This window comes from Agromyces sp. Root81 (genome assembly GCF_001429165.1).
GTDB lineage: Bacteria > Actinomycetota > Actinomycetes > Actinomycetales > Microbacteriaceae > Agromyces.
Genome location: NZ_LMIR01000003.1, coordinates 422,248 through 447,214 on the forward strand (window position 1 = coordinate 422,248; position 24,967 = coordinate 447,214).

A 24,967-nucleotide genomic window follows, 5' to 3' on the forward strand; every position below is an offset into this window, starting at 1 on the left:
GAGTCACGATGTCTTCCGAACCCGAGATCCGCATCCTCGCGCCCGTCGGCGCGGCGAAGACCATCCGCCGTGAGCTCTCGCGGCGCCGTTTCCTGAGCTTCGCCGCCGCCGCGGGCTCAGCCGGTCTGCTCGCCGGGTGCGCCCCGTCATCGTCGGCCACCACTGCGCTCGCCTCCGGCGGACCGCTCGAGAGCAAGCTGTCGATCTACACCTGGGGCGACTACGACGCCCCCGACGTGCTCGACGCCTTCACGGCCGACCTCGGCCCGAAGATCTCGCTGAGCGCCTTCAACTCCAATGAGGAGATGGTGGCCAAGCTCGTCGGGGCGCGCGGCACGAGCGGCTACGACATCGTCGTGCCGACCGGCACCTTCGTCGCCCAGATGGCCGAGCACGGGCTGCTGGCCAAGCTGAACCACGATCTGATCCCGAACCTCAAGCACGTCGATCCGGCATTCCTCGGCCGCACCTGGGACCCCGACAACGAGTACTCGATCTGCAAGGCATGGGGCACGACCGGCTTCGTCTACGACGTCACCCTGATCGACCGCGAGCTGAAGGACTGGAACGACTTCATCGACGCGGCGAAGCACGAGGCGAGCGGCAAGACGTCGCTCCTCGACGACCCGTCCGAGCTCACCGGGCTCTACTTCTGGGCGAACGGCATCCCGTGGACCACGACCGATCCCGAGCACCTCGACGCCGCTGAGGAGTTCCTCGTCGACCTCGCGCCGCACATCTCGGCGTTCGACTCCTACCCCGGCGGTAGCGCCATCCCCCAGGCGACGCAGATGCTCATGCAGTCGTACAACGGCGACGCCCGACTCGGCATGCTCGAGAGCCCCGACCCCGATCGCTGGAAGTTCGTGCTCGGCTCACCGGCGACCGAGATCTGGATGGACAACTGGGCGATCGCCGCGGGTGCTCCGAACCCCGAGGCCGCGCACGCGTTCATCGACTACGTGCTCTCACCCGAGAACGCCCTGTCGGAGCTCGACTACATCGGCTACCACACCGGTGCGAAGGACATCGAGCAGGCGGCGGCCGATGCCGGACTGCCGATGCTCGACCTGGTGTTCTTCACTCCCGAACAGCTCGCGACCATGCAGGAAGGCGAGTTGACCGAGGCGCAGGAGCGCATCGTGCAGATCTGGAACGCGACGAAGGCGGCGGCTGGTGCGTAGACGACTCCCCGGATTCCTCCTCGCGGCGCCCGCGTGGGCGTGGCTCGCGATCTTCTTCGTCGCCCCGGTCGGAATGGTCGTGTGGTTCAGCTTCGGCTACAAGCCGAGCATCTTCGCCACGCAGGCCACCGACAAGCTGTCGTTCGACCGCTATGCGGAGGTGCTCAGCCCGACGTTCTTCGCGACGTTCCAGAACACGCTCTGGGTCGGCGTCGCCGGCACCGTGCTGTGCTTCCTGATCGGACTGCCCGTCGCCTACTGGATGGCGGTGAAGGCTCCGCCGTCGCGGCGGGGCCTGCTCGTCGCCCTCGTGATGGTGCCGTTCTGGACGAACTTCCTCGTGCGCACGATCGGCTGGCAGGTCATCCTCTCGCCTGAGGGCTGGATCTCGACGGCGCTGCAGACGGTCGGCTTCGAGCCGCTCGCGATCCTGAACACGCGGGGCGCGGTGCTCCTCGGCGTCGTCTACAACTACCTGCCGCTCATGATCCTGCCGCTGTTCGTCGCGTTCGACCGCGTCAACGGGCCGCTCCGCGAGGCCTCGAAGGACCTCGGCGCGGGCAAGTGGACGACGTTCTTCCGCATCACCCTGCCGCTCGCCCAGCCCGGCATCATCGCGGGCGTGCTGCTCGTCTTCATCCCGCTCATGGGCGACTACATCACCGCGACCGTGCTCGGCGGGGCGAAGGGCAACATGGTCGGCCAGCTCGTCGCGAGCCAGTTCCAGACCGCGCAGAACTGGGCCCTCGGCTCCGCGATGGCGGTCGTGCTGATCATCGTCATCCTCCTCACCGTCGCCATCGGTGCGGGGATCGTGTGGCTCGTCACCCTGCCGATCCGGGCGAGTCACCGGCTCGTGATCGGTGCTCCTGACACCGCTCCGGCATCCGTTTCGATTCGAGAGGAGGTCGCGGCATGAGTGCTCCAGCAGCGCAGCGACCGGTGCGGCGGCCGCGCAAGGCGTGGTCGGATGTCGCGTTCAACGTGTGGGGCATCCTGGTGATGGTCTTCCTGTTCGCCCCCATCGCGGTCATCATCGTCTCCTCGTTCAATGTCGGGCGACTGCTGGTCTCGTGGGACCACTTCGGATTCGACTCGTTCCTCGCCCTGCTCGCGAAGCCGGCGATCCGCGACGCGGTCTGGATCTCGGTGCAGACGGGCTTCATCGCCGCCCTCGTCGCCACGGCGCTCGGCACCCTCGCGGGCATCGCGATGGCGCGGCATCCGGGCAAGTGGGTGTGGTGGTTCATGGGACTGCTGCTGCTCGTCTCGGTGACACCCGAGATCGTCGACGCCGTCGCGCTGCTGCCGTGGACCGTCTTCCTCGGCCAGGACCTCGGCATGTCGATCTTCAACGACGGCATCGTGCGCCTCGTGATCGGCCACTCGCTGTTCTCGATCACGGTCGTCTCGTACCTCGTGCGCGCGAGGCTCGTGGGCCAGGAGGCGCAGCTCGAGGAGGCCTCGGCCGACCTGTACGCGACGCCGACCCGCACGTTCCGCAAGGTCACCCTGCCGCTCGCCATGCCGGCGGTCTTCGCCGGATTCATGCTGTCGTTCACCTTCAGCCTCGATAACACGGTCATCGCGGCATTCGTCTCGGTCTCGGGGTCGACGCCGTGGCCGGTCTACGTGCTGAGCGCGCTGCGCAGCGGCCTGAAGCCCGAGATCGCAGCGGTCTCGACGATCATGCTCGTGCTCACGCTCATCGCGCTCGGTCTCGTCGCGCTCGTGCTGAAACGCTCGGGAGACTCGGCGGCCGACATCGCCCGCACGATGGGCGGCGGCTGACCGTTCGAACACGAGAACAGGGGCGGGAGCATCAGCTCCCGCCCCTGTTCTCGTTCAGCGGTGCGCTCGAGGCGCCGCCGGTCAGAGCGAGCAGACCTCACCGAGTTCGGCGATGCCCGTCTGCAGCGCGGTGACCTGCTCGCTGAGCTTCGACAGGTCGGCGTTCGCCGGGTCGGAGACGACCACGTCGAGGAACGCGGTGTACTCGGTCATCGCGCCGGAGGCGCCGTTCGCGGCGTCCACGACGTCGGCGTTGGTCACCTTCGCGGCGGCCTCGCGCATGCTCGCCTCGGTCGTCTTCAGCGCGGCGACGGCCGTGGTCGGGTCGCTCGTGAGCGTGGCGACGTTCTCGGCGCTCGAGAGCTCGACGAGCTCCTCGAGGCTGCCCTTCATGAGGTCGCATGCCTCCTGAGGCGTCTGGTCCGCGGCGACCTCGGCCTTGGCCTCGGGCTTCGCCTCGGCCGAGTCACCGGCGTTGGATGCACCGGCGCAACCGGTGAGCAGCAGGGCGAACAGGGCGAGCGAAGCCGCGGCGATCGGGCGTGTTGCAGTCATGTGTGATTTCCCCTTCGGATCGGGGCCGATCCGACCCCCCGGCCATCCAACCAGTCACCGCAACCTCGCGACATGGGGAGCACTCCCCATCGACACGCTCCGCCGAGCCAACTCAGGCTGCGGATGCCTCGTTCCTCACCGCCTCGATCACGCTCGAGTGCTCCGGCACCCAGCCGAGCGCGCGCGCCTTGCCGCCGGTGGCGCGCTGGTCGAGCAGGAGTGCGTCGGCGAATGCCGCACCGAGCCGAGCGCGGGTGAGCTCGACGGGCTCGGGGGCGACGCCGGCTCGGCCGGCCACGGCGTCGGCGAGCGCCAGCACGGTCGTGGGGTTGCCGTCGCTGCCGACGATGCGGCCGAGCGGGCCGTCGTGGGTGAGCGCGAGCTCGTAGAGCCGCGCGAGGTCGTCGACGTGCACCCAGGTCCAGTGCTGCGTGCCGTCGCCGATGAGCCGGAGCTCGCCGCCCTCGCTGCGCGGGGCGTCGGTGATGAGGCCGGCGAGTCCCCGGCCGCGCCCGTACACGACGCCGGGCACGACGATCGCGGCATCGACGGATGACGCGAGAAGCCGCTCCTCGAGCGGCACCCGCCAGGCGACGAGCTCGGGCGCGTCGAGCGGGCCGTCCTCGTGGATCGCCTCGCCCGAGCCGTAGGCCCAGATGCCGCTCGTCAGCACGAACCGCTTCGCGGTGCCGCCGAAGCGGTCGATGACGGTGTCGATGACCGTCGTGTTGAACGCCTCTGCGCCCGCGTCGGGGGCGGCGGTGTGCACGGCGGCGTCGACGTCCTCGAGCACGGAGCCGAACCACGAGGCATCCGTCACCTCGCCTTCGACGGCCGCCGCACCGCGCGCGGCGACGCGCGCGGCGGCCGCGGGAGTGCGGACGACGGCGACGACGTCGTGCCCGGAGGTGACGAGCGTGTCGAGCACGGAGGATCCGATGTAGCCGGTTGCACCGGTCAGGAGAATTCGCATGGGGACCACGGTATGCATCGGATACTGGTTACTTCAACGGAACCGATCTCGAGGGAACCGAGGTGCTCATGCCGACGTCGCTGCTGGAGGAGAACGACGGGACGGACGCGTCCGCGAAGGACGTGCTGAGCCCCGATTGCCCGAGCCGGATCGTGTTCGGCCGCATCGGCGAGCGGTGGACGATGTTCGTCATCCTCGCGCTCGAACCCGGACCGATGCGTTTCACCGCGCTGAAGGCCCGTGTCGGGGTGATCACGCCGAAGGTGCTCACCGAGACGCTCCGAGCGCTCGAGGGCGACGGCCTCGTGTCACGGCGGGCCTTCGTCGAATCGCCGCCCCGGGTCGAGTACGCGCTCACCCCGCTCGGCAGGTCGCTGCTCGAGCCGATCGCGGCGATGCGGGCGTGGGCCGAGGCCCACGTGCCCGAGGTGCTCGAGTCGCGCGATCGGGCGCTATCGTGACCGTGTGACCACCGCGCTCATCATCGTCGATATCCAACGCGACTACTTCGACGGGGGCGCCCACCCGCTCGTCGGTCCCGACGCGGCTGCGGCGTCGGCCGCCCGGCTGCTCGCCGCCTTCCGCAGCGCCGGCGACCCCGTCGTGCACGTGCAGCATGTCTGGGACGCCCCCGACGCGGCGTTCTTCCGCCCGGGCACGCCGGGGGTCGAGATCCACCCGGCGGTCGTGCCGCTGCCCGGCGAGCCGGTCGTCACGAAGGCGGCGCCGAACTCGTTCCTCGGCACCGACCTCGGCGAGCGCCTCGCGGCCGCCGGCGCCGACGAGCTCGTCGTCGCCGGCATGATGTCGAGCATGTGCGTCGACGCCACGGTGCGCGCGGCATCCGACCTCGGCTTCGGGGTCACCGTGGCGCACGACGCGTGCGCGGCGCCCGACCTCGAGTTCGACGGCGTCGTGATCCCGGCGGCGCAGGTGCACGGCTCGTTCATGGCGGCGCTCGACGGAAACTACGCCAGGGTCGTCACGACCGACGAGCTGCTCACAGCCCGGTAGCCGCGGCTCGCAGCGCGAACCCTTCGGTGTCAAGACCCGTGTCGTGTGTTCATTCGGTCGAGGGTGGCGAGAACCAGCGCCCCGGCAACCGGAAGCGCAGATCAGGGCCGCTCACTCAGGCGTCGTCCACTTGCCGTAGCGGGCATCCATGCCCGTCAGGCTGACGCCCGCCTGACCCGCGTTCGTGGCACTCAGTGGCTCGAGCCCCGTAGCAGCAGCCCTGAGGTCGACGATCTCCTCGCCCTCCGGAGTCTCCGCACCCGCCGTCAGCGTGATGCCATTCGGCTCCCAAGGCAGCGACCGCCAGATCGCCTGGACCACGGCATCCAGCTCTTCGGAGGTGAAGGGCTCGGCCGAATCAGTCACGATCGACAACTCGAACCCGTAGCCGAAGCCGTTGCGCCACCGGCTGAGGTCCTCGACCTCCACGACCCTGGGCGCTGCCGCCGTCACGGCATCCGACACGTCTCCGAAGTCCACTGTCATCTCCTCTGAATGTTCCGGCCCTGGCAGCACAATGCTGCAGCCCGCCAGCGCACCGCTCAGGAGCGATCCTGCCAGCACGACCGTGAGCAGTCGGCGCCTTCCCGTTCCCTGTCGCATGATGCTCATTCTTTCCAGTGGTGGTACGAGACGTCCACGTACCCATCCTCGTTGAAGAAGTTCGCGAGGTCGGGGTGGCTCGCCTGCACCTCGGCGAGATGATCCTGATAGGTTCGCGAGTACTTCAGGGCGTTATGGGCACCGACATCCACGCCCAGCACCGCATCTGGGTCCGGCGGATCGACGTTGATCGTCGTCCAGTTCGATCCGTGCTCCGTGCCGAGATCACCCGCGACGAGGTCGAGGTTGGGCACCGGGTCGCCGTTGTGCTGCACAGAGACCACGTCCACGGAGTCCGGGATCGGCATGTGGTCGATCGGCGCTCCCGAGACGACGACCGCCTGCCAGTTGTAATCCGAGTTGTAGGCCGCGAGGTGGCCGGCCATGATGCCGCCCTGACTGAAGCCGACGAGCATGACCGGATCGTTCTCACCGATTCCGGCCTGATCCATGGCCTCGAGCACGGCTCGCTCGTACTGCGTCTGCAGCGCAGGGGTCAGGATCAGTGCGAGGTTGCTGTCGAGGTCGTTGACGGCGCCCTGGTCGCCGAACCGTGACAGCCACTCCTGCGTGCTCGGGAGAGTGACCGTGTAGTACCAGCCGTCGGGGCCGAGCACCTTGGTGATCTTGACGACCGTGTCGGCATTCTTGCCGAGTTCGTCTACCTCGCCGGTGCCGTCGAGCACGTTCGCCAGAGTCGGATCCTTCGGCATGTCCGCCGGCAACGCACCCGCATACGGGTCGGTCTCACTCACCTTCGGCGTGCCCTTGCGCACGTCGGACACGATGCTGGCGATGAGGAAAGCCGCGAGCACGCCGACCACCACCGCCGCCACGATGAGCCCGACCGTGCCGAACAGCGCTCCCACCGCGTGGATCAGGAGGAGGACGACCAGAGCGCCCAGGATCGCGACGATCGTGTCGGCGATCTTCTTGAGCAGATCGACGACCCCTTGCAGGAAGTCGCCGATCCACTCACCGATGCCCGCCAGGAAGTCGCCGATATCCGAGAAGAAGTCGCCGACTCCGTCCCAGAACCCCTCGTTCGTCGAGTCGATCGCCGCGTCGATCTTGCGGATCGCTGCCTCAGCGGCATCGTTCATCGCCTCGCGCGCCGCCTCGATGCTCGCCCTGGCGTCGCTCACCGACGCCACGGCGTCGTCGGCGGCACGCTGTGCGCCGGGGAGCTGGTCGGTCAACGAAGGTGACGGGTCGTCAGCGGCATCCACCCTGTCGTTGAGGTCTTCGAGCGCCCTGTCGGCGCTGACCTGCACGAGCAGCGCGTCGTCGAGGTCGTCTTGGGCGCTCTCGGCGCGGGCGTGCGCGTCGGTGAGCGCGACCGCGTACTCGGTGATCGCATCGGCCGTGCCCTTGTACCGGGGATGGATGCGCTCCAACTCCGACGAGATCTGCTCGTTCTGCTCATACAGCGCGCGGACGGCCTTCCCCTCGTCGTCGTCGACGATGCCGCGCAGCTCGTTGATCACCTCGAGGATGACCTCGGCCGAGGTGACGAGGGTCGCCGCGCGCCAGGCCAGCTCGGCCGGCCTTCCCGGGAGGACGCTCATGGCCTAGTCCCCTCGTCCTGAGCCATCGTCGTGTCCAGGTCCCTGAACGTGTCGACGATGGCCTGCATGAAATCGGCCTGCGACCGCAGATTCTCGCGCAGTTGCTCCCGCGCGATATCCCATTTGCCGCCGAAGTCGTCGATCTTGTCGCTGAGCCCTCCGTGACCGGTGAGCCCGCCGAGGTCGTCCGCGAAGGCCTCTGCATCGTCGAAGGTCGTCGCGAGCCCCTTCGCCGTGTGAGCGGTCGATTCGAGCCGCGCGAGGTCCATCCTGACGTCGGTCATGCCGCTCCCCCGTTCTCGTCATTCGTCGCAAGTCCGGTCGATGGGGAGATCTCCCCGATCCGGCGGCAGCCGCGTCGACGTGACGGTGCGCGCCGCGGCATTGCGGGCGACGAGTACTTCCGAGGTTCTTCGACGCCGAGGCATCCGATTCATTCGTCGAACTCGCCCAAGCACGGCGAGATCGCAGAACTTCTGCACTTCTTCCGTTTGTGACATCAGGCGCCGCGTGTCACGATCGAAGGCATGATCACCGCAGATCGCAGTGCGCCCCCCTCCCCCGACCTCGCCGAGCCGAGAGCCGGTGAGGCCGGTGAGGCCGACGAGGTCGACGCGCTCACGCTCGGCCGCCGCATCCGCGATCGCCGCACGGCTCGCAGCATGACCCTCGGAGAACTCGCCGCGGCGATCGACCGAGCGCCGAGCCAGGTCTCCGCGATCGAGAACGGCAAGCGCGAGCCGCGACTCTCGATGCTGCGCACCATCGCCCTCGCGCTCGGCACGACCGTCGACGAGCTGCTGCGAGCGGATGCCCCGTCGGAGCGCGCCGCCCTCGAGATCGCCGTCGAGCGCGCCCAGCGGGGGCCCGTCTTCGCGGCCCTCGGCCTGCCGTCGTTCCGCGTGGCGAAGGGCATGAACGACCAGACCCTGCAGACGATCCTGAGCCTGCACAACGAGATCGACCGGCTCCATCGCGAGCGCGCGGCGACACCCGAGGAGGCGCGGCGGGCCAACGCGCAGTTGCGGGCAGAGATGCGCGCCCGCGACAACTTCTACCCCGAGCTCGAAGCGAAGGCCTCCGAGCTGCTCGAGGCCGTCGGCCACACCGGCGGCCCGGTGTCGCACCAGCTGGTCGCCGACATGGCGAGCCACCTCGGCTACTCGCTGCACTACGTGGGCGATCTGCCGCACTCGACCCGTTCGGTGACCGACAAGCGCAACGGGCGTGTCTACCTGCCGACGCAGCAGTCGCCCTCGCGCGACTCCCGCTCGCCGATCCTGCAGGCGCTCGCGAGCCACCTGCTCGACCACGAGGAGCCTCGCGGCTACGCCGACTTCCTGCGCCAGCGCATCGAGACCAACTACCTGACGGCCGCGATCCTGCTGCCCGAGCAGGCGGCCGTGCGCTTCCTCACCGAGGCGAAGAACCTGCGCCGCATCTCGATGGAGGAGCTGCGCGACGCATTCGCCGTCTCGTACGAGACGGCGGCGCACCGGTTCACGAACCTCGCGACGGCGCGGCTCGGCATTCCGGTGCACTTCACGAAGGTGCACGAGTCGGGCACGATCATCAAGGCCTACGAGAACGACCGCGTGCGTTTCCCGAGCGATGCCCTCGGCGCGATCGAGGGCACGACGATGTGCCGCAACTGGACGGCCCGCACGGTGTTCGACGTCGAAGACCGGTTCAGCCCCTGGTACCAGTACACCGACACCCCGTCGGGCACGTTCTGGTGCACCTCGCGCATCGAGAAGGCGAAGGAGGGCGAGTACTCGGTGTCGGTCGGCGTGCCGTTCGAGCACGTCAAGTGGTTCCGCGGCCGCGAGACACCGCATCGTGCGGTTTCACGGTGCCCCGACCCCGCCTGCTGCCAGGCGCCGACCGGGCTCGCCGATCGGTGGGCGGATGCCTCGTGGCCGGCCGCCCGCACCCCGACGAGCCTGCTCGCCGCCCTGCCGACGGGCACGTTCCCCGGTGTCGACCAGACCGAGGTCTACCAGTTCCTCGAGTCCCACTCGCCGCGCTGAACGGGCCATCCGGGTACAGCAGCGGGTCGCTACCTGGTCAGTGACTCGGGACGGTGACGTGCTCGATCGCTTGACCTGCAGCACCTCTAGCTGATCGAATGGCGGCGTCCGTGGGGAACGACGAGGGGGAGCTCGATGGTACAGAAAACCAATCGCGTCATCATGGCGCTGAGTCTGATCGTGTTGTCAGCTGGTGTAGCGATCGCCGAAACAACACCGGCCGTCGCGGCGCCAGCGGAACGCGCGGCCAATGTCGGAATCTTGAATGTCTGGCAGTACAACTACTACCAGAACCACTTCAGCAATGAGTTCACCTGCAAATCGAGGGGTGAGACGATGCTTGACACGGTGCAAGGGATGCTCAACTACGCGTGTCACAAGAACTCTGGCGAACCCAAGTGGTCCATGGATGTGCTGTGGAGTACCGCTTGATTCCGATCGAAGGCGGCCTAGTGCGGGCCAGCGGCACACTCGAGCTAGTCGGCATGGATGAGGGGATCCTGTGGGTAAGTCCCTCATGGAGTCCGAGTTCCCGAAAGCGGCTGACGGGGGGTGACGTATCCGTTCGATTCAGAGCAGGATTGCACCCTGCAGCCGATGGACTCGTTGTGGTCACGGGGCTCTGGCTCGATGGTGAAATCGTCGATGCAGAGGCGCTGGACACGGATGCGCCGACCGTACCGTTCTGGCCCGCCGGACCCCACACGACTCGCGCGAGCGAGCTGAGCGAAGCCGAGTCGGAGAGAGTTATCGCAAACCTGGTTGCTCACAGCGATGCTGTCGTACTTGCACTCGGGAGCACGCGGGAAGCGCAATGGCTACAAGTGCTGTGCGGCACAGACAAACTCATGCGGGCGCATGAGGAACTGACCACCGCCGTCGAAATCTACACCGCGATCACACCCGCTGGTACGGGGACCTTCGAGAATTGAGCACCAAGATCTGATCGAGGTGGGGAGGTCGGAGCCTTGAACGCTGCGCCACCCGAAGCAGATTGTTCTGCTCGCCGGCGATGGTGGCGGTGATCTGCGCGAAGTCTGCCCAAGGAGGTCTCAGAGTGTTACGGCGATCCAGCCACCGTGTCCGACGGCGAGCGGATGTCGAGACAGGACGAGCTGGCGAACGTGCAGGGTCGCACGAAAGGATGGAAGCACCACAACCGCATCGGAGTGATCCCCGTGGGAACCACCGTCTTCGAACGACACCAGCCGCCGGCATCCGTCATCGCCCATTCGCTCGAGAACACCGCACGCTCGGTGTTCTGGCTCGACGACCTGCCCGAGGGGGCCGTGGGCGGTCGCCCGAAGCTCACCGGCGACCACGTCGCCGACCTCGTCATCGTCGGCGGCGGCTACACGGGCCTCTGGTCGGCGGTGCTCGCCAAGCGCCGCACCCCCGACGCCCGCGTCATCCTCGTCGAGGCGAAGAGCGTCGGCTGGGCGGCATCCGGTCGCAACGGCGGCTTCTGCGAGGCGAGCCTCACGCACGGTGACGAGAACGGCGAGGCCCGCTGGCCGAAGGAGATGCCGACGCTCCACCGCCTCGGCATGCAGAACCTCGACGCGATCGAGGCTGCAGAGGCCGAGTACGGCATGGACTTCCACTTCGAGCGCACGGGCATGCTCGCGCCGGCGATCGAGGAGCACCAGGTCGAGTGGCTGCGCGAGTGGCACGCCGAGTCCGTGAAGAAGGGCGAAGAGGGCGTCGTCTTCCTCGACCAGGAGGCGGTGCAGGCGTCGGTCGCATCGCCGACCTACCTCGCCGGCGTCTGGGAGCAGCGCACGAACGCCATGGTGCACCCCGCGCGCCTGGCTTCCGAGCTCGCCCGCGTCGCCGAGGAGCTCGGCGTCGAGATCTTCGAGCACTCGCCCGTCAAGCGCATCGACACGCCGGGATCGACCGGTGCGGTCTCGGTGATCACCGACGGCGGCCGCGTCGACGCCGCGCACGCGGTGCTCGCCACCAACGTGTTCCCGTCGCTGCTGAAGCGCAACCGCCTGATGACCGTGCCGGTCTACGACTACGTGCTCATGACCGAGCCCCTGTCGGAGGGGCAGCTCGCCGACATCGGGTGGAAGGACCGCCAGGGCATCGGCGACATGGCCAACCAGTTCCACTACTACCGCCTCTCGAAGGACAACCGCATCCTGTTCGGCGGGTACGACGCGATCTACAACTACGGCCGCAAGGTGCGCTCGGAGTACGAGAACCGGCCCGAGAGCTGGCAGAAGCTCGCGAGCCACTTCTTCACGACGTTCCCGCAGCTCGAGGGGCTGCAGTTCAGCCACCAGTGGGCGGGCGCGATCGACACGAGCACCCAGTTCACGGCGTTCTTCGGCACCGCGCGCGACAACCGCGTCGCCTACGCCGCCGGCTTCACCGGACTCGGCGTCGGCTCGACCCGGTTCGCGGCCGAGGTCATGCTCGACCTGCTCGAGGGCCGCGACAACGAGCGCACGCAGCTCGAGATGGTGCGCAAGCGCCCGCTGCCGTTCCCTCCCGAGCCGGCCGCGTCGATGGGCATCAACGCGACCCGCTGGTCGCTGAACCGCGCCGACCACAACCAGGGCAAGCGCAACGTGCTGCTGAAGACCCTCGACGCCCTCGGATTGGGGTTCGACTCATGAGCGACGACCTTCGCCTCCTCGCCGGTGCGGTGACGGATGCCCCGGGCCTCGTGCTCGAGCACGAGCCGGTGCCGGCCGACCAGGTCGTTGCGGGTTCGCCCGCGACCGGCTACCAGGCACTCGACTCGTCGGACGCCGGCGAGATCGGCGTGTGGGAGATGACGCCCGGCGCGATGCGCGATGTCGAGGTCGACGAAGTCTTCGTCGTGCTCGCGGGCGCCGCGACGGTCGAGTTCGAGCACCCGATCGCCGACCCGATCATCCTCGCCCCCGGCGCCGTCGTGCGCCTCGAGGCGGGCATGAAGACGATCTGGACGGTGCGCGAGACGCTCCGCAAGGTATTCATCTCGCGCTGAGGCGCGACGAAGGAGGATCACAGAATGGCGAAGTACCGAGTACAGAACCCCGCGACCGGCGAGATCGTCGAGACGTTCGACGTCGCGACCGACGCGGAGATCGAGCAGACCCTCGCGGCGGCCGATGCCGCGTACCGCGACTGGCGCGGCCGCAGCGTTCAGGAGCGTGCCGCGGCGGTCAAGCGCGTGGCGGAGCTGTTCGTGGAGCGCAAGGACGAACTCGCACGGCTCATCGCCCTCGAGATGGGCAAGTCGCTGGCCGAGTCGGTCGACGAGGTCGAATTCGCGGCCTCGATCATCGACTACTACGCCGTCTACGGGCCGAGCCTGATCACCGACCACGAGATCCCGAGCACGATCCCCGGCAAGGCGATCATCGAACAGCTGCCGGTCGGTGCGCTGCTCGGCGTTATGCCGTGGAACTTCCCGTACTACCAGGTGGCCCGTTTCGCGGCGCCGAACCTCGTGCTCGGCAACACGATCATCCTGAAGCACGCCGACATCTGCGCGCGCTCGGCTCTCGCGGTGCAGGCGATCATGGAGGAGGCCGGCATCCCGGTCGGGGGCTACCAGAACGTCTTCGCCTCGCACGACCAGATCGCGACGATGATCGCCGACCCCAGGGTGCAGGGCGTCTCGCTCACGGGCTCCGAGCGGGCAGGCGCCATCATCGGCGCGCAGGCCGGACAGCACCTCAAGAAGTGCGTGCTCGAGCTCGGCGGCATCGACCCGATGGTCGTGCTCGACTCCGACGACGTGGCGAGTGTCGCGAAGGCGGCCTGGGACTTCCGCGTCTACAACGGCGGCCAGGTGTGCAACTCCAACAAGCGGCTGATCGTGATGGACGACATCTACGACGAGTTCGTCGCCGAGCTGCGCCGTCTCGCGGACGGGCTCGAGCCGGGCGACCAGCTGAACTTCGGCGAGGGACAGTATGTGCCGCTGTCGTCCCGCACCGCCGCCGAGACCGTGAACGCCCAGGTGCAGAAGGCCGTCGCCGCGGGTGCCACGCTCGAGGCCGGTGGCGTGCTGTCGGACGGCCCCGGTGCGTACTTCTCGCCCGCCGTGCTGACAGGTGTGCCCCGCGACTCCGAGTCGTACCGCGAAGAGATCTTCGGCCCGGTGGCGACCGTCTACCGGGTGCACAGCGACGAGGAGGCGATCGAGCTCGCCAACGACTGCGACCTCGGCCTCGGTGGCTCGGTGTTCTCGACCGACGAGGCCCGCGCCGCCCGAGTCGCCTCGCGACTCGAGGTCGGCATGACGCACGTGAACATCATCGCGGCCGAGGCTGCCGAGCTGCCCTTCGGCGGCGTGAAGCGCTCCGGGTTCGGCCGCGAGATGGGCCCGGTCGGCATCGGCGAGTTCGCCAACCGGCGTCTCTCCTTCGTCGCGAAGTAGTCGGCACGAACGCGGCGGGTGCAGCGTCACCCGCCGCGTTCGCCGTACCACGGCGCGGACATCTGCACCTGCTCGGACGGGATGACTCCGGATGCTCCGAAGTTGCGCGGATCTCCGATGATGCGGCTCGCGACCGATCAGCCGACGGCGGTCAGGTGTGACCGGAGCCGCTCGAGGTACTGCTCGAGCCGCTCGAGGTACGCCTCGGCGCTGCCGCCCAGCAGCCACTGGATCTGCAGTCCGTCCATGACCGCGACCGCCTCGGCCGCGATCGCGTCGGCGTCGAGGTCGGTCCGCGCGGTTCCGGAGCGAGCCGCCGAGGCGATCGCGCTCGCGATCTCGTCGGTGAGCTGCCCGTAGTGACCCTGGAACCAGTCGGCGACAGGGCTGTCGAGGGCGACCGCCTCGCCGAGCAGCACGGCGAACCCGCGCGTGCGGGTCTCGTCGGCGACGTCGCGTCGGGCGACCATCAGTAGGGTGTCGAGCACGTGCAGGGTGGCGGTGTCGCGACCCGCCTGCACGAGCGCTTCGTCTTCACGGGCGTCGAGCACCGCGCGCAGCAGATCGAGCTTCGTCGGGAAGTGGTGGATGAGGCCCGCCTTGGTCAGGCCCGCGGCCTTCGCGATGCGGTCGAGCGACGAGCCGTTGAAGCCCTCGCGGGCGAAGGCCTCCGAGGCCGCCTCGAGGATCCTCGTGCGGGCCTGATCCCCCCTGACGAGGTGCGGCGCACGCGCGGTCGTTGCGTTCATCTGCCGCCTCCCCTGATCCGGAACTCATCGTATCGTCTGGTATTACCTACCATCTGGTTGGTAGGGTGTGAACTCCCTCACGACGAAGGAGTCGACGATGTCACAGCTACCGCTCTCCACCACTGCCGAATCCGCTCCCCCGCGACCGCGGCCCGGCGGCGGGTTCTTCACGATCTACGTGCTCGCCTACCTCGGCGCGTACGTGGGGATCATGGGCCCCGGCATCCTCGCCCTCTACACCCGGCTCACCGAGCTCTTCCCGCCGGCCGGCGAAGGCGTCACCTCCGTCGGCGCGCTCGCGATCGTGTCCGCGGCCGGCGCCATCGCCGCAGCACTCGCGAACCCGTTCATCGGCCGCCTGAGCGACCGCACGACGTCGCGCTTCGGCATGCGCCGTCCGTGGATCGTGGTGAGCGCACTCGTGTTCGCCCTCGGCCTGCTCATCGTGACCTTCGGCCCGGCCGAACTCACGACCATCGCGATCGGCTGGACCGTGAGCCAGATCGGCTGCAACGGCCTGCTCGCCGTGTACACGGCAGTGCTCCCCGATCAGGTGCCCGAGCGGCACCGGGGCACCGTCGCGGCATGGCTCGGCGTGGCGATGAACGTCGCCGCCCTCCCCGCGGTCTGGCTCGTCGGCCTCTTCGCCGCCGGCACTGTGACCTTCGACGACGCCGGAGCGGTCATCGGCGGCGAGCCCGGCAGCCCGTGGCGGTTCCTGGCGCCACTCGTCGTCGCACTCCTCACTGCTGCAGCGCTGTTCTTCGCGCTGACGCCGTACGACCGGCACCTCGCCAAGTCGGAGGTGACCCCCTACTCGCTCCGCGACTTCTTCGGCTCCTTCGTGTTCGACCCCCGCAAGAGCCCCGACTTCGCCTGGGCCTGGATCAGCCGGTTCTTCTTCATGCTCGGCATCGCGTACCTGCTCGTCTATCAGACGCCCTACTCGCAGCTGCACCTCGGATTCGAGGGCCCGGAGCTCGACGCCGTCGTGCTCTGGGGCACGCTCGTGATGGTCATCGGCTCGGTCATCACCGGATACGCCTCCGGCAAGCTCTCCGACGTGTTCCGGCGCCGCAAGGTCTTCGTCGTCACCTCGGCGCTGATCTACGCGGTCAGCCTGCTGTTCCTCGTGTTCGCCGCACCCGATCACTCGGGCCTGCCGATGGCGCTCGTCGGCCTGTTCATCGGCGGACTCGCGCAGGGCGTGTACTTCGGTGTCGACCTCGCGCTCGCAACCGATGTGCTGCCCGACAAGGATGCGGATGCCGCGAAGGACCTCGGCGTCTTCAACATCGCCTCGGCGGCACCCCAGTTCGTGGCCCCGTTCATCGCGCCGTTCTTCCTCGGGCTCACGTGGCTCGGCCAGCAGCCGGGCATGAACTTCGCGGCGCTCTTCCTGTTCGCCGCGCTCTTCTCCGCCGTCGGCGCGCTGCTCGTCATGCCCATCCGCCGGGTTCGCTGATGGCGGCTGCGACCGATCCGATGCACGCGATCGACCTCGACGCGGACATCGCCGGCCGCATCGCCCGTCTCTCCCTCGAGCAGAAGGTCGCGCTGGTCTCCGGCGCGACCTTCTGGTCGACGGCCGCGATCCCCGAGATCGGGTTGCGCGAGATGGTGATGTCCGACGGGCCGAGCGGCGTCCGCGGCGAACGCTGGACCGAACACGACCCATCCGCTTCACTGCCGAATGCCACCGCGATCGCCGCGACGTTCGACGCCGACGCCGCGGAGACGGCCGGCCGCATCATCGGCGGGGAGGCCCGCCGCAAGGGCGTGCGCATCGTGCTCGGCCCGACCATGAACCTCCACCGTTCACCGCTCGCGGGGCGCAACTTCGAGTCGTTCGGCGAGGACCCGGCCCTCAGCGGTGCGATCGCGGCGGGCGTGGTGCGCGGCATCCAGTCCGCCGGCGTCGCCGCGACGGCGAAGCACTTCGTCGGCAACGACTCCGAGACCGAGCGGATGACCGCCGACGTCGTCATCGACCGCGACACCCTCGAGCGGGTCTATGCCGCCCCGTTCGCCGCGGCGGTCGAGGCGGGCGCCTGGGCCGTCATGAGCAGCTACAACGGCATCAACGGCACGACCGGCACCGAGTCCCCGCTGCTCGACGAACTCCTCCGACACGACTGGGGATTCGACGGCGTGGTGATCTCGGACTGGGACGCGGTGCGTTCGGTGGTCTCCAGCGCGAAGGCGGGCACCGACCTCGCCATGCCGGGCCCCGCGACCCAGTGGGCGGAGGGCCTCGCCGCCGCGGTCCGAGCGGGCGACGTCGACGTGGCCGACCTCGACCGCAGGGCGGCGCGCCTGCTGCGGCTCGCAGCCCGGGTCGGCGCGCTCGACGATCTCCCCGCCGCAGGCCCGGACCCCGCCGCAAGGGCGAGCACGACACCGGCAGCACCCGCGGCCCCGGCAGCACCGCCGGCACCGGCCCCCGACGATCCGGAGCTCCGCGAGGCGCTCACCGCCCTGTCGGTACAGAGCATGGTGCTGCTGGAGAACCGCGATGCGACGCTCCCGATGCCGCGGTCGACCACGCCGAGGATCGCCGTGATCGGCGCCGCCGCCCGGCGGGTCCGCATCGGCGGCGGCGGGAGCGCGACCGTCGTGCCCCCGCACGTGGTCTCGTTCCTCGACGGCGTGCGCGCCGAGTACCCGGGCAGCGAGGTGCGCTTCGCCACCGGGTGCGATCCATTCGAGCTGCTCACCGCGATCGGCACCGAGAGCACGACGAGCGATGGCCGTCCCGGCATCGAGGTCGCGTTCCTCGACCGTGACGGCGCCACGATCGCGACCGAGCAGCGCCTGACCGGAGCTCTCGTCTACGGCCTCGGCTTCCCCGACGGTGTGGACGAGGCATCCGTCGCGACGATCGTCGCGAGCGCCCGCGTGCGCGAGCCCGGCGTGCGCAGGATCGGGTACGCGGGTGTCGGGCGGTTCACGCTCGAGGTCGACGGCAGGGTGGTCTCGAGCCGCACGCTCGGCCTCGAGGACCCCGACCCGATCACCGCACTCAGCGCTCCGCCGCAGCACGTCGAGACGCTCGAACTGCCCGACCGCCCGGTGCTGATCGAGCTCTCCTTCGAGCCGGAGGCCGCGAGCATCGTGGCGTTCCGCCTGGGCCTCGACCACGAGGCCAGGACCCCCGAGGCATTGCTGGATGAGGCGAGGGCCCTCGCCGAATGGGCCGACGCCGCGGTCGTGACCGTCGTCACGACCGAGACCGACGAGTCGGAGGGCTTCGATCGCACGACGCTCGCGGTGTCGCTCGGCCAGGACGCCCTCGTCGAGGCCGTCGCGCAGGCGAACCCCCGCACCACGGTGGTCGTCAATGCCGGCGCCTCGATCACGATGCCGTGGCGAGACCGTGTCGGCGCGATCCTCGTCGCGCACTTCCCCGGGCAGGAGGCGGGCACCGCCCTGGCCCGGGTGCTGAGCGGCACCGCCGAACCGGGCGGGCGCCTTCCCGCCACCTGGTTCGCACACGACGATGCGGGCTTCCCGAGCACGCAGCCCGTCGACGGCGTCCTCCGGTACGACGAGGGGGCGGCCTTCGGATATCGGGCTCGCACCGCACCCGACGCGGTGGCGTACCCGTTCGGGCACGGGCTGGGATTCACCGAGTGGCGGCGCAGGCCTGCATCGGGCGTCTGGCGCGACGACGCCCTCGAAGTGCGGCTGCAGGTCGCGAACACCGGTGCGCGCGCCGGCGCGCAGCTCGTGCAGCTCTACGCCGAGGTCGACCCGGTCTCCGCTGCGGACTCCGGACTCCGCTTCCTCGGAGCGGCCCGTGTGCAGGCCGCCGCGGGCGAGACGGTCGATGCGAGCGTCGCGGTGTCGCGTCGCGCCGTGGAGCGAGTGCTCAGCCCGGTGCCGCCGCGAGGTCTCCGCATCGGGTTCTCGAGCGCCGACCTCGACCCGGTCGAGGTGGTGGCGGAGCAGCGCTGACGCTACGCCGCCGCGGAGATGACATCGGTCGACGGTCCGACCGGCTCGATGCGGAAGGTGAGCCCGAATCGCGCGAGCAGCTCGGCATCACCGGCCAGCACGACCGCGCCCGACGCGTCGCCCGCCAGCACCCCATGGAGTGCCGCCGGTTCGAGCTCCAGTTCGAGCACGGCCGACGGCACCGGCTCGAACGCCGAGCGCCGGCGCGGCTGCGGAAGCGCCCCGGCGCCGACCGGTGCGACATCGAGCGTGCCGCCGACGACGATCGCGGAGACCGAGGTCCCGGCCACGTGCAGCACGTACTCGGTCGGCGGCAGGGACGCCGCGGCATCCGCTCGGAATGCGGCGCGGAGCGCGACGGCGAGCGCGTCGTGCGTGACCGCCTCGCCCTCGGCCTGATCGCCGAGCACCGACCACCCCCACCGCTCGAGGGCGATGACGACGGGTTCGAGCCCATGGCCGAGGGCGGTCAGCTCGTACCCGCCGCGCACCGTCGGGACGCGGCGCACGACGCCGGACTCCTGCAGCTCCTTGAGCCGATCGCTCAGGATGTTGGTCGGGATGCGCGGCAGCCCGGTCTTCAGGTCGCCGTACCGGCGCGGCCCGACGAGCAGGTCGCGGACGATGAGCAGCGCCCATCGATCCCCGACCCGCTCGAGAGCGCGGGCCACTCCCCCGTACTGGCCGAAGCCGCGCGCCCCGCGTGTCGCCATGTTGTGTGCGTCAGGCCGTGGCCGACGGCGCAGCAGCGCCCTGCCCGGCCATGTAGGCGTCGGGACCCTGCTCTGCAGCGGCCGGCTCCATGAAGAGGAACCCCAGGATGTTGCCGTCGGGGTCTTCGAGGTCGCGCGAGTACATGAAGCCGTAGTCCTGCGCCTCGCGCGGCTCGCTGCCGCCGGCGGCGAGCCCCTTGACGAGCACCGCGTCGACCTCGTCGCGCGAGTCGCGGGTGAACGAGATGCTCGTCTGCGCATGCGTCTTGGGGTCGATGATCTGCTTGTCGGTGAAGGTGGCGAGGTAGTCGCGCGTGAGCACCATGAAGTAGATGTTCTCGTCGAGCACGACGCACGCGGCGTTGTCATCGGTGAAGAGGGGGTTGATGCGGAACCCGAGCGCCTCGTAGAAGCTCTTGGAGCGTTCGAGGTCGGTCGTGGGCAGGTTCACGAAAATGCTGGTCGTGGTCATGATCGCCTCCATGGGATCGTCAGTGTCTACCGGATGATTCACATCCAGCTTGCTCTTTGCAAGTGCACTTGTCAATAGCAAGTAGAACAGAATCCGCTGCTCGGATCAGGGGCACGGCGCTCAACGCTCGGCGCTCAGCGCTCAACGCTCGGCGCTCAGCGCTCAGCGCTCAGCGCTCGGCGCTCAGCGCACGACGCTGCGCCGCACGAGCAGCGCGAGATGCAGCGCCGTCAGCGTCTCGCCGTCGTCGAGGTCGACCCCGAGCAGGTCGCCGATGAGTGCGAGCCGCTGGTAGAACACCGAACGGGACAGGTGCGAAGCGGATGCCGCGGCCGTGCGGTTGCCCGGATGCGCGAGCACCGCGCCGAGCACGTCGAGCAGGTCGCCCTTGCGCGCGAGGTCGTAGTCGATGAGCGGCTCGAGCATGCGTTCCCCGTGCTCGAGCAGCCGGTGGTCGTCGCGGAGCGCCGTCACGAGTCGCATGAGCGGACGGTCGTCGGATCGTCGCAGCACCGGGCCGCGAGCCGAACGCGGCGCCGGGCCGCGAGCCAGGTCGATCGCCTCCTGCACCGAACCGAGCAGGGCGTCGAGATCGCTCGCCTCGGAGCCGATGGACAGCACGAGCCGGTCGAGCATCACCGCGTCGCCTGCGGCGAGCGCGATCGCGAAGGCCCTGGCCGATGCGTCGTCGAGGGCGCGCGTGGCCGGCAGCGAGAGCAGGACGATCGTGGCCGTGGCTGCGGCGGCGCTCTCGGGCGCCACCCCGGCCAGCGCCCGTCCGCCGAGCTCGCGAGCCGCGGCATCCGCTGCCGCCGCCGTGACCGCGCCGCCGGTCACCACGACGCCGAAGAGTCGCGCGCCCTCGAGCGGCAGGCCGGCGGCCTCGATGCGCGCCGACGCCGCGGGCAGGCCGGCGAACCGGCCGTCCAGCAGGCCGTCCACGAGGCGCTGACGACCGATGCGCACCCACTCGTCGGCGGCGCCGTCGGCGAGGCGGCCGAGCGCGAGCGCGATCGCGCCCTGCTCGAGCACGCTCGTGCTGCCGGCCGGATGCGCCGGACCCGGCAGGGCGATGAGGTGGCCCCAGCGGATGCCTCGCGCCTCGACCGGCACGATGAGCCAGTCGTCGGAGGAAGCGCCGTTGCCCTGGGCGCGCTGCTCGTCGTGGCGTCGGTGCGCCAGCCGCGACCGCGTCTCCCACCGGGTGAAGAGGTCCACCTCGGCCGCGAGCGGCACGTCCGCGGCCACGACCTCGTGGGCGAGGTTCTCGAGCACGACCGCCGCGCCGAGCGTCTGGGCGAGCTGCTGCACGATGAAGTCGGGCGGCGACCCGCGCAGCGCGAGCGCGGTGAAGCGCTCGCGCACCTCGTCGCGGGCGCGCAGCGCCGCCGTCTGCTCCGAGATGATGCGACTGTGCACCGCTTCGGTGAGCGCCACGAACTTCACCTCGCGGTGCAGGGCCACGAGCGCGAGCCCGCGCTCGCGCGCCGCCGACTCGACGACGGCTGGCACGTAGCGGTAGTGCACGCCGAGCTCGAGCACGAGGCCGGCGATGCCCACGTCGACGAGTCCGCCGATGAACGCCGCGAGCTCGGCGGGCTCGGTCGGCCACCCGGAACCGGTCGACAGCAGCAGCTCGCCGCCGTTCAGCAGCCGGGCGACGCCGGCGCTGTCGGAGACGTGGGCCCAGCGCACGTGCGCATCGAGCGCATCACCGCCGGAGAGCACCTCGGGGATGCCGTGCGCGACCGCGGGGATCGCGAGGATCTCGCGCACGGTCGGGAGGCCGTCATCGGCCGGCTCGAGCACCGGACGGTTCGTCTGAATCGCCTCATCTTCGCGACGATCTGCCACCGGAGTCGCCTTTCTTCCTCTGTCACACTGGGAATACGAAGCCTAGCCGACCTCGGCCATTCTGTCCGATATCGGCACCGCCGCGACCGCCGCACATCAGTGAAGGAACTGCCAATGAGCATCACCGAGACCGCTTCCTCGCCCGCATCCGCCCCCGACGTGCCACTGCTCGGACACTGGGTCGACGGCGCGCTGCGCGCGTCGACCTCGGGCCGCACGGCCCCGGTGTACAACCCGGCCACCGGCGCCGTGCGGGCCGAGGTCGCGTTGGCCGACCAGGCCGAGATCGACGCGGCGATCGCGTCCGCGCAGGCCGGGTTCGAGGTGTGGAGCGGCTACTCGATCGCGAAGCGGCAGAACGTGATGTTCGCCTTCCGCGAGCTGCTGAACTCGCGCAAGGGCGAGCTCGCGGCCATCATCACCGCCGAGCACGGCAAGGTCGTCTCCGACGCGATGGGCGAGATCCTGCGCGGCCAGGAGGTCGTCGAACTCGCCACCGGGTTCCCGAACCTGATCAAGGGCGCCTTCTCCGAGAACGTCTCGACCGGCATCGACGTCTACTCGCTGAAGCAGCCGCTCGGCGTGGTCGGCATCATCAGCCCGTTCAACTTCCCGGCCATGGTTCCGATGTGGTTCTTCCCCATCGCGATCGCCGCCGGCAACGCCGTGGTCCTGAAGCCGAGCGAGAAGGACCCCTCGGCGGCGCTCTGGCTCGCACAGCTCTGGAAGGAGGCCGGCCTGCCCGACGGCGTGTTCACCGTGCTGCAGGGTGACAAGCTCGCCGTCGACGGGCTCCTCACCTCGCCGGTCGTGCAGTCGATCTCGTTCGTCGGATCGACTCCGATCGCCCAGTACATCTACGAGACCGCCTCGAAGCACGGCAAGCGCGTCCAGGCGCTCGGCGGCGCCAAGAACCACATGCTCGTCCTGCCCGACGCCGACCTCGATCTCGTCGCCGACCAGGCGGTCAACGCCGGGTACGGCGCCGCCGGCGAGCGCTGCATGGCGATCTCGGTCGTGCTGGCCGTCGAGCCCGTCGCCGATGAGCTGATCGCCAAGATCAGCGAGCGCATCGCGACGCTGAAGATCGGCAACGGCGCAGGCGTCGACGGCGTCGAGCCCGACATGGGCCCGCTCATCACCGACGTGCACCGCGACAAGGTCTCCTCCTACGTCGACATCGCCGAGAACGACGGGGCGACGATCGTGGTCGACGGCCGCGGGTTCACCGTCGACGGCCACGAGGACGGCTTCTTCTTCGGCCCGACCCTGATCGACAACGTGCCGACCACCTCGCGGGCGTACACCGAGGAGATCTTCGGCCCGGTGCTCTCGATCGTTCGCGTGAACACCTACGACGAGGGTCTCGACCTGATCAACTCGGGCCAGTTCGGCAACGGCACCGCCATCTTCACCAACGACGGCGGCGCCGCACGTCGCTTCCAGAACGAGGTGCAGGTCGGCATGATCGGCATCAACGTGCCGATCCCGGTGCCCGTCGCCTACCACTCGTTCGGCGGGTGGAAGCAGTCGCTGTTCGGTGACGCGAAGGCCTACGGCACCCATGGCTTCGACTTCTTCACCCGCGAGAAGGCCGTGACCAGTCGTTGGATCGACCCGGCCACGCGCAGCGACTCCGCGCACGGCGGCATCAACCTGGGCTTCCCCCAGAACCACTGACCCGTTCTCTGAGGAGCAACCACATGACCGACACCATCACCGCCGAGACCGAGGCCGTCTACACCGACCGTTTCGGCACGGTGCATCCACTGCCCGACGCGGCAGCCGAGGCGCAGGTGCGCGCCGAGGACCGCGCGCACGTGTTCCACTCGTGGAGCGCGCAGGCGCTCATCGACCCGCTGCCGATCGCCGCAGGCGAGGGCTCGACGTTCTGGGACTACCAGGGCAACGCGTACCTCGACTTCTCGTCGCAGCTCGTGAACCTGAACCTCGGCCACCAGCACCCCGACCTCGTCGCCGCGATCCAGCAGCAGGCGGGTCGCCTCGCGACCATCCAGCCGTCGATGGCCTCGGATGTCCGCAGCGAACTCGCCCGTCGCATCGCCGAGGTCGCCCCCGGCGACCTCGACAAGGTGTTCTTCACCAACGGCGGCGCCGACGCCAACGAGTACGCCGTGCGCATGGCCCGCGCCGTCACCGGGCGCCGCAAGGTGCTCTCGATGTACCGCAGCTACCACGGCGGCACCGCGACCGCGATCTCACTCACGGGCGACCCGCGCCGCTGGGCGAACGAACCGTCGGACGGCTCGGTCGCGCACTTCATGGGCCCGTACGCGTACCGGTCGTCCTTCCACTCGGAGACCCCCGAGCAGGAGGCCGAGCGTGCGCTCGCCCACCTCGAGCAGCTCATCGTGCTCGAGGGCGCGAACACGATTGCCGCGATCATCATCGAGACGATCGTCGGCACCAACGGCGTGCTCGTGCCGCCGCCCGGCTACCTGCAGGGTGTCCGTGCGCTGTGCGACAAGTACGGCATCGTCTACATCGCCGACGAGGTCATGGTCGGCTTCGGCCGCATCGGCGAGTGGTTCGCAGTGAACGCGTTCGACGTCGTGCCCGACCTCATCACCTTCGCGAAGGGCGTGAACTCGGGCTACGTGCCGCTCGGCGGCGTGGTGATCTCGCAGCGGATAGCCTCGCACTTCGACACCGTCTCGTTCCAGGGCGGACTCACGTACTCGGGCCACCCGCTCGCGTGCGCCGCCGGCGTCGCGACGTTCGAGGTGTTCGAGCGCGACGGCATCCTCGAGCGCGTGCGCGACCTCGGCGAGCGGGTCGTGGAGCCCCGCCTGCGCGAGATCACGGCGAAGCACCCGTCGGTCGGCGAGATCCGCGGTGCAGGACTGTTCTGGGCGATCGAGCTCGTGCGCGACCCTGCCTCGCACGAGCCCCTCGTCCCGTTCAACGCAGGCGGAGCGGATGCCGCGCCGATGGCGGCCGTCGCCGCCGCCTGCAAGCAGGCCGGGCTGTGGCCGTTCATCCACTTCAATCGGATGCACGTGGCGCCGCCGCTCGTCATCACCGAGGAAGAGCTCGTTCGCGGGCTCGACATCATCGACGAGGCGCTGACCATCGCCGACGGCTACGTCGTCTGACGCG

Annotated in this window: 24 protein-coding genes; 15 read left to right on the top strand and 9 right to left on the bottom strand. The window is 69.5% G+C overall.

All coding sequences use genetic code 11. The features are described from left to right. Positions 1 to 8 precede the first annotated feature (8 nt). Genes ASE14_RS16560 through ASE14_RS16570 form a run of 3 tightly spaced genes read left to right on the top strand, consistent with a single transcriptional unit; the run spans position 9 to position 2,975 of the window. Entirely contained in the window at positions 9 to 1,184 is a 1,176-nt protein-coding gene (locus ASE14_RS16560) for a spermidine/putrescine ABC transporter substrate-binding protein (protein ID WP_056657496.1), read from the top strand. Then, positions 1,177 to 2,103 (top strand): ABC transporter permease, encoded by a 927-nt coding sequence (locus ASE14_RS16565; RefSeq protein ID WP_056657499.1) that lies wholly within the window; start codon positions 1,177 to 1,179, stop codon positions 2,101 to 2,103. The genes ASE14_RS16560 and ASE14_RS16565 overlap by 8 nt, the downstream gene beginning before the upstream one ends. Further along, positions 2,100 to 2,975: an ABC transporter permease gene (locus ASE14_RS16570; protein WP_056657502.1), complete on the top strand. Its 876-nt coding sequence runs from the start codon at positions 2,100 to 2,102 to the stop codon at positions 2,973 to 2,975. The genes ASE14_RS16565 and ASE14_RS16570 overlap by 4 nt, the downstream gene beginning before the upstream one ends. 81 nt (positions 2,976 to 3,056) lie before the next feature. Here ASE14_RS16570 and ASE14_RS16575 read toward each other — a convergent pair whose 3' ends face one another. Beyond that, entirely contained in the window at positions 3,057 to 3,530 is a 474-nt protein-coding gene (locus ASE14_RS16575; protein WP_056657505.1) for a hypothetical protein, read from the bottom strand. 112 nt (positions 3,531 to 3,642) lie between these two features. After that, positions 3,643 to 4,503 carry an NAD-dependent epimerase/dehydratase family protein gene (locus tag ASE14_RS16580; RefSeq protein WP_056657508.1) on the bottom strand — a complete coding sequence of 287 codons (861 nt, stop codon included), beginning with the start codon at positions 4,501 to 4,503 and terminating at the stop codon, positions 3,643 to 3,645. 68 nt (positions 4,504 to 4,571) lie between these two features. Between ASE14_RS16580 and ASE14_RS16585 the strand changes: the two genes are divergently transcribed. Further along, entirely contained in the window at positions 4,572 to 4,964 is a 393-nt protein-coding gene (locus tag ASE14_RS16585) for a helix-turn-helix domain-containing protein (RefSeq protein ID WP_056657810.1), read from the top strand. A gap of 4 nt (positions 4,965 to 4,968) precedes the next feature. Next, complete coding sequence (locus ASE14_RS16590; protein ID WP_056657511.1) at positions 4,969 to 5,517, top strand: cysteine hydrolase family protein; 549 nt, start codon at positions 4,969 to 4,971, stop codon at positions 5,515 to 5,517. Positions 5,518 to 5,628: 111 nt separating this feature from the next. Here the strand turns inward: ASE14_RS16590 and ASE14_RS16595 are convergent, their stop codons facing one another. From ASE14_RS16595 to ASE14_RS16605, 3 genes are all read right to left on the bottom strand, one after another. Then, a complete protein-coding gene (locus ASE14_RS16595; protein WP_157373059.1) occupies positions 5,629 to 5,997 on the bottom strand; it encodes a hypothetical protein in 369 nt (122 codons plus the stop codon). Between the two features lie 128 nt (positions 5,998 to 6,125). After that, a complete protein-coding gene (locus ASE14_RS16600; protein WP_056657517.1) occupies positions 6,126 to 7,688 on the bottom strand; it encodes a hypothetical protein in 1,563 nt (520 codons plus the stop codon). Then, on the bottom strand, positions 7,685 to 7,957 hold the full coding sequence (locus ASE14_RS16605) for a hypothetical protein (RefSeq protein WP_157373060.1): 273 nt from the start codon (positions 7,955 to 7,957) through the stop codon (positions 7,685 to 7,687). Before ASE14_RS16605 ends, ASE14_RS16600 begins: the two co-directional genes overlap by 4 nt. A gap of 258 nt (positions 7,958 to 8,215) precedes the next feature. On the opposite strand from ASE14_RS16605, the gene ASE14_RS16610 reads away from it, so the two are divergent. The 6 genes from ASE14_RS16610 to ASE14_RS16635 all read left to right on the top strand — a co-directional run bounded on the left by ASE14_RS16610 (position 8,216) and on the right by ASE14_RS16635 (position 14,102). Further along, positions 8,216 to 9,718 (top strand): helix-turn-helix transcriptional regulator, encoded by a 1,503-nt coding sequence (locus ASE14_RS16610; RefSeq protein ID WP_056657522.1) that lies wholly within the window; start codon positions 8,216 to 8,218, stop codon positions 9,716 to 9,718. 135 nt (positions 9,719 to 9,853) lie between these two features. Next, positions 9,854 to 10,150: a hypothetical protein gene (locus ASE14_RS16615; protein WP_157373061.1), complete on the top strand. Its 297-nt coding sequence runs from the start codon at positions 9,854 to 9,856 to the stop codon at positions 10,148 to 10,150. 176 nt (positions 10,151 to 10,326) lie between these two features. Beyond that, positions 10,327 to 10,650, top strand: a complete 324-nt coding sequence (locus ASE14_RS16620) for a hypothetical protein (RefSeq protein WP_056657527.1) — start codon at positions 10,327 to 10,329, stop codon at positions 10,648 to 10,650. A gap of 246 nt (positions 10,651 to 10,896) precedes the next feature. Further along, positions 10,897 to 12,345: an FAD-binding oxidoreductase gene (locus ASE14_RS16625; protein ID WP_056657813.1), complete on the top strand. Its 1,449-nt coding sequence runs from the start codon at positions 10,897 to 10,899 to the stop codon at positions 12,343 to 12,345. Further along, positions 12,342 to 12,701, top strand: a complete 360-nt coding sequence (locus ASE14_RS16630; RefSeq protein ID WP_056657530.1) for a cupin domain-containing protein — start codon at positions 12,342 to 12,344, stop codon at positions 12,699 to 12,701. Before ASE14_RS16625 ends, ASE14_RS16630 begins: the two co-directional genes overlap by 4 nt. A gap of 24 nt (positions 12,702 to 12,725) precedes the next feature. Then, entirely contained in the window at positions 12,726 to 14,102 is a 1,377-nt protein-coding gene (locus ASE14_RS16635; protein WP_056657534.1) for an NAD-dependent succinate-semialdehyde dehydrogenase, read from the top strand. Positions 14,103 to 14,239: 137 nt separating this feature from the next. Here ASE14_RS16635 and ASE14_RS16640 read toward each other — a convergent pair whose 3' ends face one another. Next, entirely contained in the window at positions 14,240 to 14,851 is a 612-nt protein-coding gene (locus ASE14_RS16640) for a TetR/AcrR family transcriptional regulator (protein ID WP_056657536.1), read from the bottom strand. A gap of 97 nt (positions 14,852 to 14,948) precedes the next feature. On the opposite strand from ASE14_RS16640, the gene ASE14_RS16645 reads away from it, so the two are divergent. Beyond that, positions 14,949 to 16,316, top strand: a complete 1,368-nt coding sequence (locus tag ASE14_RS16645; protein WP_157373062.1) for an MFS transporter — start codon at positions 14,949 to 14,951, stop codon at positions 16,314 to 16,316. Beyond that, positions 16,316 to 18,808: a glycoside hydrolase family 3 C-terminal domain-containing protein gene (locus ASE14_RS16650; protein ID WP_056657543.1), complete on the top strand. Its 2,493-nt coding sequence runs from the start codon at positions 16,316 to 16,318 to the stop codon at positions 18,806 to 18,808. Before ASE14_RS16645 ends, ASE14_RS16650 begins: the two co-directional genes overlap by 1 nt. A gap of 2 nt (positions 18,809 to 18,810) precedes the next feature. On the opposite strand, the gene ASE14_RS16655 is transcribed toward ASE14_RS16650, so the two are convergent. From ASE14_RS16655 to ASE14_RS16665, 3 genes are all read right to left on the bottom strand, one after another. Then, on the bottom strand, positions 18,811 to 19,521 hold the full coding sequence (locus tag ASE14_RS16655; RefSeq protein WP_056657546.1) for a helix-turn-helix domain-containing protein: 711 nt from the start codon (positions 19,519 to 19,521) through the stop codon (positions 18,811 to 18,813). A 10-nt stretch (positions 19,522 to 19,531) separates the two neighbouring features. Beyond that, positions 19,532 to 19,993 carry a VOC family protein gene (locus tag ASE14_RS16660; protein WP_056657816.1) on the bottom strand — a complete coding sequence of 154 codons (462 nt, stop codon included), beginning with the start codon at positions 19,991 to 19,993 and terminating at the stop codon, positions 19,532 to 19,534. 183 nt (positions 19,994 to 20,176) lie between these two features. After that, positions 20,177 to 21,847 (bottom strand): PucR family transcriptional regulator, encoded by a 1,671-nt coding sequence (locus ASE14_RS16665; RefSeq protein WP_235511451.1) that lies wholly within the window; start codon positions 21,845 to 21,847, stop codon positions 20,177 to 20,179. Between the two features lie 114 nt (positions 21,848 to 21,961). On the opposite strand from ASE14_RS16665, the gene ASE14_RS16670 reads away from it, so the two are divergent. Then, positions 21,962 to 23,527 (top strand): CoA-acylating methylmalonate-semialdehyde dehydrogenase, encoded by a 1,566-nt coding sequence (locus ASE14_RS16670; protein ID WP_056657549.1) that lies wholly within the window; start codon positions 21,962 to 21,964, stop codon positions 23,525 to 23,527. Between the two features lie 23 nt (positions 23,528 to 23,550). Then, complete coding sequence (locus ASE14_RS16675) at positions 23,551 to 24,963, top strand: aspartate aminotransferase family protein (protein WP_056657552.1); 1,413 nt, start codon at positions 23,551 to 23,553, stop codon at positions 24,961 to 24,963. The last annotated feature ends 4 nt before the right edge of the window (positions 24,964 to 24,967 follow it).